Consider the following 15,206-nt stretch of genomic DNA (forward strand, 5'->3'; position numbering starts at 1 on the left):
GGATGCTTGGCAAGCTGCAAGCGCCTTCAGCTCAATTGCGCTTCGGCCAGCGTGAGTGTGCGCGGAATCTGGCTGGCGTCCCAGTGTGCAATGCCCCAATCCAGCAGTTCCCGTGGGCTGGCGTGCAGCAGTTCGCTGCCGGGTTGCTGGCCGAGGGCGCGCAACGCTCTCAATAGCAAAGGTGTGGCCTGGTCGGGTGTCAACGGCGGCGAGCGGTAGGATTTGCCCAGCTTGTTGCCGTCCGGCTGGGTGATCAGCGGCACGTGCAGGTAGCGCGGTTGGCGCAGACCCAGCAGTTCCTGCAGGTAAAGCTGGCGCGGCGTGGAATCGAGCAGGTCGGCGCCGCGCACGATGTCGGTGACACCTTGCCAGGCATCGTCGAGTACCACTGCCAGTTGGTAGGCATACAGGCCATCGCGACGGCGGATGATGAAATCGCCCACATCACGGCCCAGGTGCTGTCGGAATTCGCCTTGCACGCGGTCGGTAAAGTGATACTCCAGCTCCGGAACGCGCAGGCGGATCGCCGCGTCTTGCTGTTCGTGCCCGAGGTTTCGGCACAGGCCTGGATAGATCCCGTGGTAGGGCTCCAATTGTTTACGCGAGCAGGTACAGGCGTAAGCCAGGCCGTGGTTGAACATGTCGTTCAAGACTTTGGCGTAGGCCTCATGCCGCTCGCTTTGCCGGACCAGTTCCCCATCCCACTCAAAGCCATAGCTTTCCAGGGCGTGCAGGATCGCCGCCTGGGCGCCGGGTTCTTCACGGGGTGGGTCGAGGTCTTCCATGCGCATCAGCCAGCGGCCGTGATTGGCGCGGGCATCGAGGTAGGAGGCGAGGGCGGCAACCAGCGAACCGAAGTGCAGGTGGCCGCTGGGCGTGGGGGCGAAACGCCCGATATAAGTAGAGGCTGTCATGGGCCGGATACTACTGGAAAACCGCTGAACGCCAGAAACAAAAATGGAGCGTTTGCACGCCCCATTTTTTGTTTGTCGCGTTCAGCCCGGCAGGGTTACTTGCCGACCTGTTTTTCCTTGATTTCAGCCAAGGTCTTGCAGTCTACGCACAGGTCCGCGGTTGGGCGGGCTTCCAGGCGACGAATACCAATCTCGACGCCGCAGGATTCGCACCAGCCGTATTCCTCGTCCTTGATCAGTTGCAGGGTCTTGTCGATCTTCTTGATCAGCTTGCGCTCTCGATCACGCGCTCGCAGTTCAAGGGCGAACTCTTCTTCCTGGCTCGCACGGTCGGCCGGATCAGGAAAGTTGGCTGCTTCGTCCTTCATGTGGTCAACGGTACGATCAACCTCCTGCATCAAGTCCTGTTTCCACTTGTTCAGGATCTTGGTGAAGTGCTCGCGCATGGGCTCGCCCATGTACTCCTCGCCCTTTTTTTCCACATAGGGTTCGAAGCCGCCGAGGCCTTGAGTCTGCTGTTGCTTTGCTTGGGTGGACATGAATAGACCGCCTCTCACTCTTCTAATCCATTGCGCAGGATTGCAACGTCACCGACACCTGCCGGCCCTGCGGCTGCAAGCGGGCGAACTTACCAGATAGATTCGGGGTGCGCCACTCCCGGTTGTCGAGGCCCAACGTGGCAGGCTTGCAAACTGTCATGGCCCGCCATGGCTGGGTATAGCGTGCCTCGAATGTTGATTTTAGTCGTTTTGCAGGCGCTTGCCCGGTTCATCACGGAGGACCGAGCAGGCAATAGAGCATGTTTTACCGCGCGGGTTCGGTAGAATCCGAATTTTGTCCTCACCGTTAAGGAAGGCTAATGGCCCAGCCCTACAGTGCGCGCAGTCGCGCCATCGAACCTTTTCACGTTATGGCGTTACTGGCGCGAGCCAATGAGCTGCAGGCGGCTGGCCATGATGTTATCCACCTGGAGATCGGCGAGCCGGATTTCACCACGGCCGAGCCGATTATCCAGGCTGGCCAGGCCGCGCTGGCCAACGGCAAGACGCGCTATACCGCGGCCCGTGGGCTGCCCGAACTGCGCCAGGCCATCAGTGGTTTTTACCAGCAGCGCTACGGCCTGAGCGTCGACCCTGAGCGCATCCTGATCACGCCCGGTGGCTCTGGCGCGTTGCTGCTGGCCAGCAGCCTGCTGGTCGATCCGGGCAAGCATTGGCTGTTGGCGGACCCAGGCTACCCGTGTAACCGACATTTCCTGCGGCTGGTGGAAGGCGCGGCGCAGTTGGTGCCGGTTGGCCCGGACGTGCGCTACCAATTGACCGCTGAGCTGGTGGCCAAACACTGGAATGCAGACAGCGTTGGCGCGCTGGTGGCCTCACCAGCCAACCCGACCGGCACCATTCTGACCCGCGACGAACTGGCGGGGTTGTCGAGTGCAATCAAGGCGCGTAACGGCCATTTGGTGGTGGACGAGATCTATCACGGCCTCACCTACGGCACCGATGCCGCCAGCGTGCTGGAAGTCGACGACGATGCCTTCGTCTTAAATAGTTTTTCGAAGTATTTCGGCATGACCGGCTGGCGCCTCGGTTGGCTGGTGGCGCCCCCGGCGGCAGTGGGCGAATTGGAGAAGCTGGCGCAGAACCTCTACATCAGCGCGCCGAGCATGGCCCAGTACGCGGCGCTGGCGTGTTTCACCGAGCAAACCCTGAGCATTCTGGAAGAGCGCCGCGCCGAGTTCGGGCGCCGCCGGGATTTCCTGCTGCCAGCCTTGCGCGAGTTGGGTTTCGGCATCGCCGTAGAGCCCGAAGGCGCGTTCTACTTGTACGCCGATATCAGCGCGTTCGGCGGTGATGCCTTCGCGTTTTGCCGTCATTTCCTTGAAATCGAGCATGTGGCGTTTACGCCGGGCCTGGATTTTGGTCGTTATCAGGCCGGCCATCATGTGCGTTTTGCCTACACGCAAAACCTCGATCGGCTACAGGAGGCGGTGGAACGCATCGCCCGTGGCTTGCGGAGCTGGCAAGGCTGATGCGCTTTCATCCTCCCCTCGAAGAAGGGCGGCTGATCCGCCGCTACAAGCGCTTTCTCACCGATATCGAAACGCTGACCGGCGAGTTGCTGACCATTCACTGCCCCAACACCGGCTCGATGCTCAATTGCATGGTGGAGGGCGGCCAGGTCTGGTTCAGTCGCTCCACAGACCCCAAGCGTAAATTGCCGGGTACCTGGGAAATTGCCGAAACCCCCCAAGGCCGGCTGGCATGCGTCAACACTGCGCGCGCCAACCAATTGGTGGAAGAAGCGTTACGCGCCGGGGTGATCACTGAGCTCAACGGTTTTACTGCCTTGAAGCGCGAAGTGCCTTACGGCCAGGAAAAAAGTCGTATCGATTTTCGCCTGGAGTACCCACAAGGGGCGGCATATGTGGAAGTCAAAAGCGTCACCTTGGGCTTCGACGGGTCGGCTGTGGCAGCGTTTCCCGACGCGGTGACCCAACGTGGCGCCAAGCATTTGCGCGAGTTGGCACACCTGGCGCGTGAGGGCGTGCGTGCGGTGCAGTTGTATTGCGTGAACTTGTCGGGGATCGACGCTGTACGCCCGGCGGTGGAAATCGATGCGGGCTACGCCGCTGCGCTGCGCGAGGCCAAGGCGGCCGGTGTGGAGGTGTTGGCCTATGGTGCGCGGGTCACGCCGCAGGAAATTATCATCGACCGGCGCCTGGACGTGATGATCGGCGACTAGAGTTGCACCCACAGGCCTTGCGCGTCTTCACGGCCGGGCAGGGCTTTAAGGCTTTGGCCCGCGCACGGCCCGGCGATGCACTCGCCGCTTTCGATCAGGAACAAGGCGCCGTGGGTGGCGCACTGGATCAGGCTGGCGCTGCTGTCCAGGAACTGGTCGGGCTGCCATTCCAGCGGGATGCCGCGATGGGGGCAGCGGTTGAGGTAGAAGTACGCCACGCCGTCACGGCGCACGGCCAACACTTTGCAACCGTCTATTTCAAAACCACGGCTGCTGTTGGGCGCCAGGGCATCTGAGGGGCAGAGAAGCTTCATAACAATCCTTAAGTGCCTTGACGTTCAAATGCAAACAATTATCAAATGCCGGATTCGCCCGTTAGCTGATTGGGTGCTCTGTACGATGCCAGACAGGGTTTATCTGTCACATCCATGAGTGCTTGAGTGGCCCCGCCCTTGGAAGGAAACCCTGTTATGCGCCTGAGTACCAGCGCTATTGCGCTTGTTGCCTCACTGCTGGTCAACCACGGGGCGCAAGCCTCTGAACTGCCGCAACGCTGGGTCAGCGCCGGTGGGGCGCTATCGGAATGGGTCACGGCGCTGGGCGGGGAGTCAAAGCTGGTGGGGGTGGATACCACCAGCCAGCATCCAGAATCGCTCAAGGCGTTGCCGAGCATCGGTTATCAGCGGCAACTGTCGGCGGAAGGGATTTTAAGCCTGCGTCCGCAGGTTCTGGTCGGGACTGAAGAGATGGGCCCACCGACGGTGCTGGCGCAAATTCGCGGCGCGGGCGTGCAGGTGGAGATGTTCTCGGCAGAGCCGGATTTGCCGACCTTGAAAGGCAACCTTCAGCACTTGGGCAAGCTGTTGGGTGATGAAGCCAAGGCCAACGAATTGTTTACCGGATATGAACAAAAGCTGGATCAGCAGCAAGCCTGGGTCACCAAGGCCCAGGCCACGCAAAAGGCGCCGGGTGTGCTTTTGTTGCTAGGGCATGCAGGTGGCAAACCGCTGATTGCAGGCAAGGACACGGCCGCCGATTGGATGTTGCAGCAGGCGGGCGGGCATAACCTGGCGACCCACACGGGCTATAAGCCGTTTTCGGTGGAGTCGCTGGCCGGGCTGAGCCCTGATGTGCTGGTGTTTGCTGATCGCGCCCTCACCGGTGATGCGGCGCGGGCGGCCTTGTTCAAGGAAAACCCGATTCTGGCGTCGACCCCGGCCGCCAAGAATGGCCGCGTGTTTGAGCTGGACCCGACCCTGCTGGTCGGCGGGCTCGGGCCGCGTCTGCCGCAAAGCCTGGTGCAATTGTCTGCCGGGTTTTATCCGTCCCAGGCTAAACCTGCCCCATGACGACTCTGGTTAAACCGAAAACGCTGTTTATCGGGCTGGCGCTGTTATGCCTTCTGGCAATCTGGCTTTCACTGGCCCTGGGGCCGGTCAGCCTGCCGTTGCTGGATACGCTCAAGGCCGCCTTGCGCCTGATGGGCGTACCGATTGAAGCCCAGGGCCTGGAGCAGGCCGAATTGATCCTGGGGCAGATTCGTTTGCCGCGAACCTTGCTGGGTTTGGCGGTAGGTGGTGTGCTGGCATTGTCGGGTGTGGCGATGCAGGGCTTGTTTCGCAACCCGCTGGCCGATCCGGGGTTGGTCGGTGTGTCCAGCGGCGCGGCGCTCGGGGCGGCGATTGCGATCGTCGGCGGTTCTTTTTTTGGTGGCCTGCCGGATGCGTTCGGGCCTTATCTGCTGTCGTTGTGCGCGTTTCTTGGCGGTTTGGGCGTCACTGCCCTGGTCTATCGCCTGGGGCGCCGCAACGGCCAGACCAACGTTGCAACGATGCTGCTTGCCGGTATCGCGCTTACCGCCCTGGCCAGTTCGGCGGTGGGGTTGTTTACCTATCTGGCCGATGACGCCACCTTGCGCACACTGACGTTCTGGAATCTTGGCAGCCTCAATGGCGCCAGCTATTCGCGGTTGTGGCCATTGCTGTTGGTGAGCGCCGGTGTGGCGTTGTGGTTGCCGCGTCGGGCAAAAGCCTTGAATGCACTGCTGCTGGGTGAGTCCGAGGCCAATCACCTTGGGATCGATGTTGAAGGGCTCAAGCGTGAACTGGTGTTCTGCACAGCCCTGGGTGTGGGCGCAGCGGTAGCGGCGGCGGGCATGATCGGGTTTGTCGGGCTGGTGGTGCCGCATCTGGTGCGCTTGTTGGCCGGGCCGGATCATCGGGTGTTGTTGCCGGCGTCTGTACTCGCGGGTGCGAGCCTGTTGCTGTTTGCTGACCTGGTGGCGCGCCTGGCGCTGGCGCCGGCTGAACTGCCGATCGGCATCGTGACGGCCTTTATCGGCGCGCCGTTTTTTCTTTATTTATTGTTGCGAGGGCGCGCCTGATGCTGCGAGTAGAAGCGTTGCAGGTCCGGCGTGGCGATAAAACCGTGCTGGCGGATGTCACCCTGGACTTGCTGCCGGGTGAAGTGCTCGCTGTGCTCGGCCCTAACGGAGCAGGCAAGAGCACGCTGCTCGGTGCGTTGTGCGGCGAGCTGAAGCCGGATCAGGGCAAGGTGTGGCTGGATCAGCAAGCCTTGACGGACTGGAGCGGGCCGCAACGTGCCCAACGTTTGGCAGTGTTGCCGCAGACTTCCACGCTGGATTTCGCATTTCGTGTCGAGGAGGTTGTAGGCATGGGCCGCTTGCCCCATCAGACCGGACGCGTGCGTGATGACGAAATCATCGAGGCGGCGCTGCACGCGGCAGACGTGGGCCATTTAAGCGGGCGCAGCTACCTGGCGCTGTCGGGCGGCGAACGCCAGCGTGTGCATCTGGCGCGAGTGTTGGCGCAGTTATGGCCGGGGGAAGCCGGGCAGACGCTGCTGTTGGATGAGCCGACCTCGATGCTTGACCCCTTGCACCAACACACGACCCTGCAAGCTATACGTACATTCGCGGATCGCGGCGCTGCGGTGCTGGTGATTCTCCATGACCTGAACCTGGCGGCGCGTTATTGCGACCGAATTCTGTTGCTGGAGCAGGGGCGCCCACACGCGTTGGATACGCCGGCGCAGGTGATGCGGCCCGAGCCACTTAAGGCGGTGTTTGGTTTGGAGGTGCTGGTACAGCCGCACCCGGAGCGTGGGCATCCGTTGATCATTGCGCGCTGAATCGGCTTTTTTACAGGTAAAAAAAGACCCGGCAAGAGCCGGGTCAAATAACCGTGATTAGCCTGATGAGGAGATAATCTGAGAGTCCGAACCAATGGTCTTTCAGTTATCGGCTGATCTCGCGACCAGTTGTGATAATCATAACGATTCTCATTTGAGAGTCAACATCTGTTTTTCAACGATCTGCCGTTTTTCTCAAACACGTGTTCGAACTGCCCATAAACATTGGGGATTCTTGCAGACCTAAATTTTCTGACGCGCTGAAATCGCTTCCAACTGACGGTTCAATGCCTCCTTGCGTTCCGTCGGGATGTCGTTCCAATGCACGTCCATCAAGGCTCCCTCGATTGCATACAGCAGCACTTTCGAGGCACGAAACCCGCGAGTGCGCACGGCTCGGTAGGCATCGACAGCTCCCAGGCGACGTAAGTCGGACGCGCTGTGGATGCCCACCGCATGCAGCCACTGCGCCGACGTCTTGCCCAGGTTTTTCAGGTGTTGCAGCTCATCGTTCATCAAGCCTCCTTGCGACGGCCGAATGGTGCGGTGGGTATCGTGACCAGGCAAGCCTGAAAAGGAGTGTAGCGCTCAGTAGGAAAAGCGTGGTTCTTTGGTCAGGAACGGCTGAAAAGCTTATAAGAATTTTTGAGGGTGTTGCCGACAAGCAGGCAGGAGGCGCCGCTACGCGTGAGGCGTAGCTGGGGCCCGAAAGATGAAGTTACTTGGTGCGGTAGCGCAAACGAGTGCCGAAATTGACCGACATGAGGATTTCGTCAGCCGTCAGTTCGGGGGAGAAGTAGGTGCCGGAAATCTGCGCATGGGCCAGGCTGGCGCCTTCCAGCGAGCACTCGCGCAGGTCCAGGCCGCGCAGGTCGGCAGAGCGGAAGTAGGCGTCGGTGAAATCCACGCCCGTGGCGTTCAGGTCACGCAGGTCCAACCCCCGGAAGTCGCCACCACGCATGTCGATGGGGCCGTCTTTGGGGCGTTCCTGGTTGAAGCCGCGGATGTCGTCTTTATGCAGGAGTGCGTAGAGCGGAGTATCAAGAAGCTTGGGCTGACTCATGACGGCGACTCCTGTTGGAATTATGACGCCATTATAGTGCCACTATTGCTCGGTCGTGCACCGAAGATCGGTGACACGACCAAGAAATATTTCTTACAGGCCGGGCAGGCGCTGGCGAATGTGCGCTACCAGAGCGTCGAGTGTGCCGCTTTCGTTGGTTTCCACGCGTTTGCTCAGCAGCAGCTCTTCGGCGGTCAGCGGGTCACGGTTGGCCTGCTGTTCTTCGATAATGGTGAGCGTCGCGTCGGAAGGATCGTTTTTATCCGCCTGACGTTGCGCCAGCCAGCTGGCGATAACGGCTTGCGGTGCGTTGCAATCAAGGATCAGGAAGGGCGCACCGGTTGCCTCGGCAATCTTGGCGGCGGCGTCGCGTTGTGCGCTTTTCAGGAAGGTCGCGTCCAGCACTACCGGGTAGCCGGCACGCAAGACGGTATCGGCGATTTCGTTGAGCCGAGCGTAGGTGGCAGCGCTGGCTTCGGCGGCGTAGATACCGGCTTGCGGGGTGTTCTCGACCTTTTGTTCGCCAAACAGGCGCTTGCGTTCCACATCCGAACGCAGGCGCACGGCACCCAAGGCTTCCACCAGACGCATGGCCACGTGGCTTTTACCGACGGCCGAAACACCGTGGGTTATCGCCAGGAAGCGCGATGGAATAGTGCTGTAGCTTTCCGCCAGGTTCGCATAGTTGCGGTATTGGCGCAGGGTGGTGGCGCGTTGCACCGGGCTGGCCTCGCTCGGCATGCTGAACAGCGCCACCTTGGCGCGCACCAGTGCACGGTAGGCTTTATAGAAGTTCAGCACTTCCAGGCCCTGATAGTCGCCGGTCAGCTCCAGGTACTGGCTGATAAAACGGCGCGCCAGGGATTTGAGGCCGCGGTCTTCCAGGTCCATCGCCAGAAAGGCCGTGTCGGCATACACATCGGTGAAGCGGAACGGCTCGTTGAACTCGATGCAGTCGAAGATCACCACCTGGCCATCGATCAGGGTGGCGTTGCCCAAGTGGATATCACCGTGACACTCACGGGTGAAACCTTCGAGTTTGCGTTGGGCCAGCAGTGGCTTGAGGCGTTCGAAGCTGGCTTCGGCCCAGGCTTGCAGGGCTTCGAGTTGAGCCAGGTCGGCTTTGTCGCTGAGGAACGGGCGGATCTGGTCGAAGTTCTGGCGAACCGGTGCCATCACCTCATCCGGCGTGCCGGCGGGGTGGTCTTGCGGCACTTTCGGCGCAGTGAGGTGGAAGTGCGCAATCTGCTTGGCCATATCATCAATGTGCGCGCTGGTGACCTCGCCATTGGCTTGCAGTGTACTGAGCAGCTGGCTCTGCGGGAATTGGCGCATTTTCAGCGCGTATTCGATGATTGGGCCATCACCGCCCAATTGCGGGGCTTCGGCGCTGCCGGTGATTGGCAACACGTCAAGATACAAATCTTCGGTCAGGCGCTGATTGAGGCGCAGCTCTTCGCGGCAGAAGTGGCCGCGGTCATCCAGTTGGGTGAAATCCAGGAAGCCGAAGTTCATCGGCTTCTTCAGCTTATAAGCATAGCGGCCGGTCAGTATGACCCATGAAATATGGGTCTCAATGACTTGAAACGCTTCAACCGGATGGGGATACAAAGCCGGGTTTTGCAGGGCAGCGATCAGGGACTGGCTCACGGGCGATCCTTCAAAGTCTGGGGGAAATCATGGCCGGCATTATGGCGGTTACAGTCGGTCGTGCAAACCGCTGTCCGGCTCATGTTGATCCTCAATAAAGTGCGTATAATCCGCCGCCATGACTCGAACCCGATCTCCCCGTTCCCGTAAAAAACCTCCTTCACGCGGCCTGCGCCCGTGGCTGGGCTGGGCCATCAAGCTGAGCCTGGTAGGCCTTGTGGTGCTCGCAGGCTTCGCGGTGTACCTCGACGCCGTGGTGCAGGAGAAATTCTCCGGCAAGCGCTGGACCATCCCGGCCAAGGTATACGCACGCCCGCTGGAATTGTTCACCGGCCAAAAGCTGAGCAAGGAAGACTTCCTTACCGAACTCGACGCCTTGGGCTATCGCCGCGAACCCGTGAGCAATGGCCCCGGCGCCGCTGCTGTCAGCGGCAATACCGTCGATTTGAATACCCGTGGCTTCCAGTTCTATGAAGGCCTGGAGAAAGCCCAGCCGGTGCGCGTGCGCTTCTCCGGCGATTACGTTGCCGAACTGTCGTCGCTCAATGGCTCCAAGTTGCCCGTGGTGCGCCTGGAACCGCTGTTGATCGGCGGTATTTACCCCAAGAACCTTGAAGATCGCATCCTGATCAAGCTTGATCAGGTGCCGCCGTACCTGCTCGATACGCTGATCGCCGTGGAAGACCGCGATTTCTACAGCCACTGGGGTGTGTCGCCCAAGTCGATTGCCCGCGCCATCTGGGTCAACACGTCCGGCGGCAAGATGACCCAGGGCGGCAGTACGCTCACGCAACAATTGGTCAAGAACTTCTACCTGACCAACGAGCGCAGCCTCACCCGTAAACTCACCGAAGCCATGATGGCCATGCTGCTGGAACTGCATTACAGCAAGCAGGAGATTCTAGAGGCGTACCTCAACGAAGTGTTCGTCGGCCAGGACGGCCAGCGCGCGGTGCACGGTTTCGGCTTGGCCAGCCAGTTCTTCTTTGGCCAGCCCTTGTCCGAATTGAAATTGCATCAAGTCGCGTTGCTGGTGGGGATGGTCAAGGGGCCGTCCTATTACAACCCGCGCCGCAACCCGGAACGTGCGCTTGAGCGCCGTAACCTGGTGTTGGATGTACTTGAACAGCAAGGCGTAGCCACCGCTGAACAAGTCGCGGCGGCGAAAAAAATGCCACTGGGTGTGACCACGCGCGGCAAGCTGGCCGACAGTTCATTCCCGGGCTTTATCGACTTGGTCAAACGCCAGTTGCGTGAAGATTACCGCGACGAAGACTTGACCGAAGAAGGCCTGCGGATCTTTACCAGTTTCGACCCGATCCTGCAGATGAAAGCCGAAGCGTCGGTCAACGACACCTTCAAACGCCTGACCGGCCGTAAAGGTTCGGATGAAGTCGAAGCAGCCATGGTCGTGACCAACCCGGAAACCGGTGAAGTGCAGGCCATGATCGGCAGCCGCCAGGCCAGTTTTGCCGGTTTCAACCGTGCGCTGGATGCGGTGCGGCCAATCGGTTCGCTGGTCAAGCCAGCGGTCTACCTCGCGGCCCTGGAAAAACCAAGCAAATACACGCTGACCAGTTGGCTGTCGGATGACCCGCTGTCGGTCAAAGGGGCGGATGGCCAGGTGTGGACGCCGCAGAACTTTGATCGTCGCTCCCACGGCACCGTGTTCCTGTACCAGGGCCTGGCACATTCCTACAACATCTCCACCTCGCGCCTTGGGCTTGAAGTGGGCGTGCCGAATGTGCTGAAAACCCTGGGGCGACTGGGCATCACCCGTGAGTTCCCGGCGTTCCCCTCGATGCTGCTGGGCGCTGGCGCCATGACCCCGATGGAAGTGGCGACGATGTACCAGACCCTCGCCAACGGTGGCTTCAATACCCCGATGCGCGGCATTCGCAGTGTGCTGACCGCCGATGGCGAACCGCTCAAGCGTTACCCGTTCCAGATCCAGCAGCGCTTTGACGCAGGTTCCATCTATCTGATCCAGAACGCCATGCAGCGCGTGATGCGTGAAGGCACCGGGCGTTCGGTCTACAGCGTGCTGCCGTCGAACCTGACGCTGGCGGGCAAGACCGGCACCAGTAACGATTCGCGCGACAGCTGGTTCGCAGGCTTCGGCCAGGATGTGCTGGCCGTGGTCTGGCTGGGCCGCGACGATAACGGCAAAACCCCGTTCACTGGTGCGACCGGTGCGCTGCAGGTGTGGACCAGTTTCATGCGCAAGGCCGATCCGTTGCCGCTTAACATGCCGCAGCCGGACAACATCGTGCAGGCCTGGATTGATCCGCATACCGGGCAGGGTTCCGATGCCAACTGTCCGGGCGCGGTACAGATGCCGTATATTCGCGGCAGCGAGCCACCCGCCGGTGCTGCGTGCGGTGGCAGTGCCCCCGCTGACGCGGATTCGGTGATGGATTGGGTCAAGGGCTGGATGCATTAAGCAAAGAGGGTTTCAAGTGAACAAGTTGTGGATTCCAGCTATTACCGCCTTGGTTATGCTCGGCGGTTGCTCCAGCGTGCAGCGCGGTTCGATTCCCGTGGTGGACTCAAGCACGAACGTTTCCAATAACGACCGTATCTCGGCCACTGGCGGTTTCCGTCAGACCGTGGTCAAGCGTCCTGCCCAAGCCACGCCTCAGGCCATACCGCAGGATTCGGGCGTGGTGGTGATGGTGCCGGGCGGCGGTGCTGCGACGTCGGCGCCGATCAGTGCCGAGCCTTGGACGCCAGGGCCAAGCACTTCGGGGCCGGCCAACTCCGCGCCGATCCAGACGGCGCCGATCAACCAGGGCACTTACAACATGCCGCCGTCCACGCCGAGCGGTATTCCGTCGGCGTCTAACGCGGGTGGCCTGTCGGCTGACGAGCAACTGGACGGGCCGGTGCTGGCTTTGCTGACCACCGCCCAGCAGCAACAGGCCGGTGGTGACCTGAACGGGGCATCGTCGAGCCTTGAGCGTGCCCAGCGTGTGGCGCCGCGTGAGCCGCAAGTGCTGTATCGCCTGGCACAAGTGCGTATGGCCCAGGGCGACGCGCCGCAAGCCGAGCAGTTCGCCCGTCGCGGCCTGACCCTGGCCAACGGTCGCCCCGACCTGCAAGCCAACCTGTGGGCTTTGATTGGTGACGCGCGTGCCGCACAAGGCGACGCCGCCGGTGCTGCCCAGGCGCGGCAAAAAGCCAAGGTCAGCCTCTGATGGATGCACGGTTTCCGGCAATTGCCGAACAGCTGTTGCTGATTGAGCGTGAGTTACGTGTGCAGGGTTGGTGGGACGAAGTGCCCCCCAGCGCTGAAGCGCTTGGCAGCGTCGAGCCGTTTTCGGTGGACACACTGGACTTTCACCAGTGGCTGCAATGGATCTTCCTGGTGCGCATGAAGCAGATCCTCGAGCAGGACCTGCCATTGCCCAATGCATCGGGGATCCTCGAGATGGCGGAGATGGTTTACGCCGATCGCCCGCTTGAAAGCATTGGCTTACGCAATGCGCTGAAAAAGTTCGACCAATTGATCGTCGACGCTCGTTAATTGCCTGACTGCCGGGTTTTTCGGCAGTCTTGCGCACATTTCTACCGCTTGACGACATTCAGGCGAGTTTTATCCCTCCTCAAACCCCTTTAATCTTCGTTCTCATGCGCTTAGTTGGAAAAAAGCGCAATTATTGCTTGACTTGAAGGGGCTGAAACAGAAGAATCCAAAGTCCGCTGTATCGGGACTGCCAGAAGCAGGCCCGCTCAGCAGATCATGAGGCGCATATCCGCGCCGACCTGTAACACCCGCAACGCGTTACCTCGCGCTGGGTGGGAAAAGCCCGCAACACTTGGGACGATCCCAATACTTGCTCAGTCAGTGCTGACGTAGTCGGCGACCACCGTCGCTCATGCTCTGTTGAGAAGTAAACCTATTAAGACCCGTCGGTTTTTAACGGACGGTATTCTGGCGTTTTAGAGGTGAACAACGTGGAGCTTTTATCTGGCGGTGAGATGCTCGTCCGCTTTTTGCGTGACGAAGGCGTCGACTATATCTACGGGTACCCAGGTGGTGCTCTGCTGCATGTTTACGACGCACTGTTCAAGGAACCGGCTGTTACCCACATCCTGGTTCGCCACGAACAGGCCGCGACCCATATGGCTGACGGCTACGCCCGTGCCACCGGTAAAGCCGGTGTGGTACTGGTAACGTCCGGCCCAGGCGCAACCAATGCCATTACCGGCATCGCGACTGCCTATATGGACTCCATCCCGATGGTGATCATTTCTGGCCAGGTGCCCAGCACCATGGTCGGCACCGATGCATTCCAGGAAACCGACATGATCGGTATTTCCCGGCCGATCGTGAAACACAGTTTCATGATCAAGCATGCGTCGGAAATCCCGGAAGTCATGAAAAAGGCCTTCTACCTCGCACAGTCCGGTCGCCCGGGCCCTGTGGTGGTCGATATCCCGAAAGACATGACCAACCCGGCGGAAAAGTTCGAATACGTCTTCCCGAAAAAAGCCAAGCTGCGTTCCTACAGCCCGGCCGTTCGTGGGCACTCGGGGCAAATCCGCAAGGCGGCAGAAATGCTCTTGGCGGCCAAGCGCCCAGTGCTGTACTCCGGCGGCGGCGTGATTCTGGGCGGCGGTTCTGCACCTTTGACCGAGCTGGCCAAGCTGCTTAACCTGCCAGTGACCAACACCTTGATGGGCCTCGGCGCATTCCCGGGTACGGACCGTCAGTTCGTCGGCATGCTCGGCATGCACGGCAGCTACACCGCCAACCTGGCCATGCACCACGCCGACGTCATCCTGGCGGTGGGCGCGCGGTTTGATGACCGTGTGATCAACGGACCGAGCAAGTTTTGCCCGAATGCCAAGATCATCCACATCGACATCGACCCGGCGTCCATCTCCAAGACCATCAAGGCCGACGTGCCGATCGTAGGTCCGGTAGAAAGCGTGCTGACCGAAATGGTTGCGGCGCTCAAGGACATCGGCGAAACGCCGAACAAGGAATCGGTTGCCAGCTGGTGGAAGCAGATCGACGAATGGCGCGGCGACCGCGGCCTGTTCCCTTATGACAAGGGCGACGGCAGCATCATCAAGCCACAAACCGTGATCGAAACCCTGTGCGAAGTAACCAAGGGCGACGCCTTTGTGACCTCCGACGTGGGCCAGCACCAGATGTTCGCTGCGCAGTACTACAAGTTCGACAAGCCTAACCGCTGGATCAACTCCGGTGGCCTGGGCACGATGGGCTTTGGTTTCCCGGCGGCCATGGGTGTGAAACTGAGCTTCCCGGACACCGACGTCGCCTGCGTGACGGGTGAGGGCAGCATCCAGATGAACATCCAGGAACTGTCGACGTGCCTGCAGTACGGTCTTCCGGTGAAGATCGTGTGCTTGAACAACGGCGTGCTGGGCATGGTTCGTCAGTGGCAGGACATGAGCTACAACAGCCGTCACTCCCATTCCTACATGGAATCGCTGCCGGATTTCATCAAGTTGGTTGAAGCCTACGGCCACGTCGGCATGCGCATCACCGATTTGAAAGATCTGAAGCCGAAGATGGAAGAGGCGTTCGCCATGAAGGACCGCCTGGTGTTCCTCGATATTCAAGTGGACACCAGCGAGCACGTCTACCCGATGCAGATCAAAGACGGCTCTATGCGCGACATGTGGCTGAACAAGACGGAGCGTACCTAATC

Annotated in this window: 15 protein-coding genes; 9 read left to right on the forward strand and 6 right to left on the reverse strand. The window is 60.4% G+C overall.

All coding sequences use genetic code 11. From position 1 onward, the window contains the following. Positions 1-26: 26 nt before the first annotated feature. Entirely contained in the window at positions 27-914 is an 888-nt protein-coding gene (gene gluQRS, locus ACQY47_RS19100; protein ID WP_428551016.1) for a tRNA glutamyl-Q(34) synthetase GluQRS, read from the reverse strand. Positions 915-1,009: 95 nt separating this feature from the next. Further along, the gene (dksA, locus tag ACQY47_RS19105; protein ID WP_003194150.1) at positions 1,010-1,453 is read right to left on the reverse strand and encodes an RNA polymerase-binding protein DksA; all 444 of its coding nucleotides are present in this window, start codon (positions 1,451-1,453) and stop codon (positions 1,010-1,012) included. Between the two features lie 320 nt (positions 1,454-1,773). Here dksA and ACQY47_RS19110 point away from each other — a divergent pair, with 320 nt between their 5' ends. Next, a complete protein-coding gene (locus tag ACQY47_RS19110) occupies positions 1,774-2,946 on the forward strand; it encodes a pyridoxal phosphate-dependent aminotransferase (protein WP_428551020.1) in 1,173 nt (390 codons plus the stop codon). Next, a complete protein-coding gene (sfsA, locus tag ACQY47_RS19115; RefSeq protein WP_428551023.1) occupies positions 2,946-3,659 on the forward strand; it encodes a DNA/RNA nuclease SfsA in 714 nt (237 codons plus the stop codon). The genes ACQY47_RS19110 and sfsA overlap by 1 nt, the downstream gene beginning before the upstream one ends. On the opposite strand, the gene ACQY47_RS19120 is transcribed toward sfsA, so the two are convergent. Next, complete coding sequence (locus ACQY47_RS19120; RefSeq protein WP_017139230.1) at positions 3,656-3,973, reverse strand: Rieske (2Fe-2S) protein; 318 nt, start codon at positions 3,971-3,973, stop codon at positions 3,656-3,658. The two genes, sfsA and ACQY47_RS19120, sit on opposite strands and share 4 nt — an antisense overlap. A gap of 156 nt (positions 3,974-4,129) precedes the next feature. On the opposite strand from ACQY47_RS19120, the gene ACQY47_RS19125 reads away from it, so the two are divergent. The 3 genes from ACQY47_RS19125 to ACQY47_RS19135 are packed head-to-tail and all read left to right on the forward strand — an operon-like array spanning position 4,130 to position 6,809. Further along, positions 4,130-5,008, forward strand: coding sequence for a heme/hemin ABC transporter substrate-binding protein (locus tag ACQY47_RS19125; RefSeq protein ID WP_428551027.1), 879 nt, complete (start codon positions 4,130-4,132; stop codon positions 5,006-5,008). Continuing rightward, a complete protein-coding gene (locus ACQY47_RS19130) occupies positions 5,005-6,042 on the forward strand; it encodes a FecCD family ABC transporter permease (protein WP_099547649.1) in 1,038 nt (345 codons plus the stop codon). Before ACQY47_RS19125 ends, ACQY47_RS19130 begins: the two co-directional genes overlap by 4 nt. Continuing rightward, complete coding sequence (locus ACQY47_RS19135; RefSeq protein ID WP_428551031.1) at positions 6,042-6,809, forward strand: heme ABC transporter ATP-binding protein; 768 nt, start codon at positions 6,042-6,044, stop codon at positions 6,807-6,809. Before ACQY47_RS19130 ends, ACQY47_RS19135 begins: the two co-directional genes overlap by 1 nt. Positions 6,810-7,052: 243 nt before the next feature. Here the strand turns inward: ACQY47_RS19135 and ACQY47_RS19140 are convergent, their stop codons facing one another. From ACQY47_RS19140 to ACQY47_RS19150, 3 genes are all read right to left on the reverse strand, one after another. Then, positions 7,053-7,325, reverse strand: coding sequence for a TfoX/Sxy family protein (locus ACQY47_RS19140; protein WP_017139226.1), 273 nt, complete (start codon positions 7,323-7,325; stop codon positions 7,053-7,055). 202 nt (positions 7,326-7,527) lie between these two features. After that, the gene (locus tag ACQY47_RS19145; protein WP_017139225.1) at positions 7,528-7,872 is read right to left on the reverse strand and encodes a pentapeptide repeat-containing protein; all 345 of its coding nucleotides are present in this window, start codon (positions 7,870-7,872) and stop codon (positions 7,528-7,530) included. 93 nt (positions 7,873-7,965) lie between these two features. Then, complete coding sequence (locus ACQY47_RS19150; protein ID WP_428551034.1) at positions 7,966-9,522, reverse strand: AAA family ATPase; 1,557 nt, start codon at positions 9,520-9,522, stop codon at positions 7,966-7,968. 118 nt (positions 9,523-9,640) lie between these two features. Between ACQY47_RS19150 and mrcB the strand changes: the two genes are divergently transcribed. The 4 genes from mrcB to ACQY47_RS19170 all read left to right on the forward strand — a co-directional run bounded on the left by mrcB (position 9,641) and on the right by ACQY47_RS19170 (position 15,204). Next, entirely contained in the window at positions 9,641-11,965 is a 2,325-nt protein-coding gene (mrcB, locus tag ACQY47_RS19155) for a penicillin-binding protein 1B (protein ID WP_428551037.1), read from the forward strand. Between the two features lie 16 nt (positions 11,966-11,981). After that, the gene (locus ACQY47_RS19160) at positions 11,982-12,719 is read left to right on the forward strand and encodes a tetratricopeptide repeat protein (RefSeq protein ID WP_428551040.1); all 738 of its coding nucleotides are present in this window, start codon (positions 11,982-11,984) and stop codon (positions 12,717-12,719) included. Further along, positions 12,719-13,048 carry a YqcC family protein gene (locus ACQY47_RS19165; RefSeq protein ID WP_236375200.1) on the forward strand — a complete coding sequence of 110 codons (330 nt, stop codon included), beginning with the start codon at positions 12,719-12,721 and terminating at the stop codon, positions 13,046-13,048. Before ACQY47_RS19160 ends, ACQY47_RS19165 begins: the two co-directional genes overlap by 1 nt. A 431-nt stretch (positions 13,049-13,479) precedes the next feature. Beyond that, the gene (locus ACQY47_RS19170; protein WP_099547656.1) at positions 13,480-15,204 is read left to right on the forward strand and encodes an acetolactate synthase 3 large subunit; all 1,725 of its coding nucleotides are present in this window, start codon (positions 13,480-13,482) and stop codon (positions 15,202-15,204) included. Positions 15,205-15,206: the final 2 nt, after the last annotated feature.

It is taken from the genome of Pseudomonas edaphica (assembly GCF_965277385.1).
In the GTDB taxonomy this organism is placed as follows: domain Bacteria; phylum Pseudomonadota; class Gammaproteobacteria; order Pseudomonadales; family Pseudomonadaceae; genus Aquipseudomonas; species Aquipseudomonas edaphica.

Excerpts from the sequence above, each read along its gene's own strand:
- ACQY47_RS19110 (WP_428551020.1), top strand. The coding sequence starts at position 1,774 with ATGGCCCAGCCCTACAGTGCGCGCAGTCGCGCCATCGAACCTTTTCAC.
- ACQY47_RS19135 (WP_428551031.1), top strand. The coding sequence starts at position 6,042 with ATGCTGCGAGTAGAAGCGTTGCAGGTCCGGCGTGGCGATAAAACCGTG.
- ACQY47_RS19125 (WP_428551027.1), top strand. The coding sequence starts at position 4,130 with ATGCGCCTGAGTACCAGCGCTATTGCGCTTGTTGCCTCACTGCTGGTC.
- ACQY47_RS19120 (WP_017139230.1), bottom strand. The coding sequence starts at position 3,973 with ATGAAGCTTCTCTGCCCCTCAGATGCCCTGGCGCCCAACAGCAGCCGT.
- ACQY47_RS19140 (WP_017139226.1), bottom strand. The coding sequence starts at position 7,325 with ATGAACGATGAGCTGCAACACCTGAAAAACCTGGGCAAGACGTCGGCG.
- mrcB (WP_428551037.1), top strand. The coding sequence starts at position 9,641 with ATGACTCGAACCCGATCTCCCCGTTCCCGTAAAAAACCTCCTTCACGC.
- gluQRS (WP_428551016.1), bottom strand. The coding sequence starts at position 914 with ATGACAGCCTCTACTTATATCGGGCGTTTCGCCCCCACGCCCAGCGGC.
- dksA (WP_003194150.1), bottom strand. The coding sequence starts at position 1,453 with ATGTCCACCCAAGCAAAGCAACAGCAGACTCAAGGCCTCGGCGGCTTC.
- ACQY47_RS19165 (WP_236375200.1), top strand. The coding sequence starts at position 12,719 with ATGGATGCACGGTTTCCGGCAATTGCCGAACAGCTGTTGCTGATTGAG.
- ACQY47_RS19130 (WP_099547649.1), top strand. The coding sequence starts at position 5,005 with ATGACGACTCTGGTTAAACCGAAAACGCTGTTTATCGGGCTGGCGCTG.
- sfsA (WP_428551023.1), top strand. The coding sequence starts at position 2,946 with ATGCGCTTTCATCCTCCCCTCGAAGAAGGGCGGCTGATCCGCCGCTAC.
- ACQY47_RS19145 (WP_017139225.1), bottom strand. The coding sequence starts at position 7,872 with ATGAGTCAGCCCAAGCTTCTTGATACTCCGCTCTACGCACTCCTGCAT.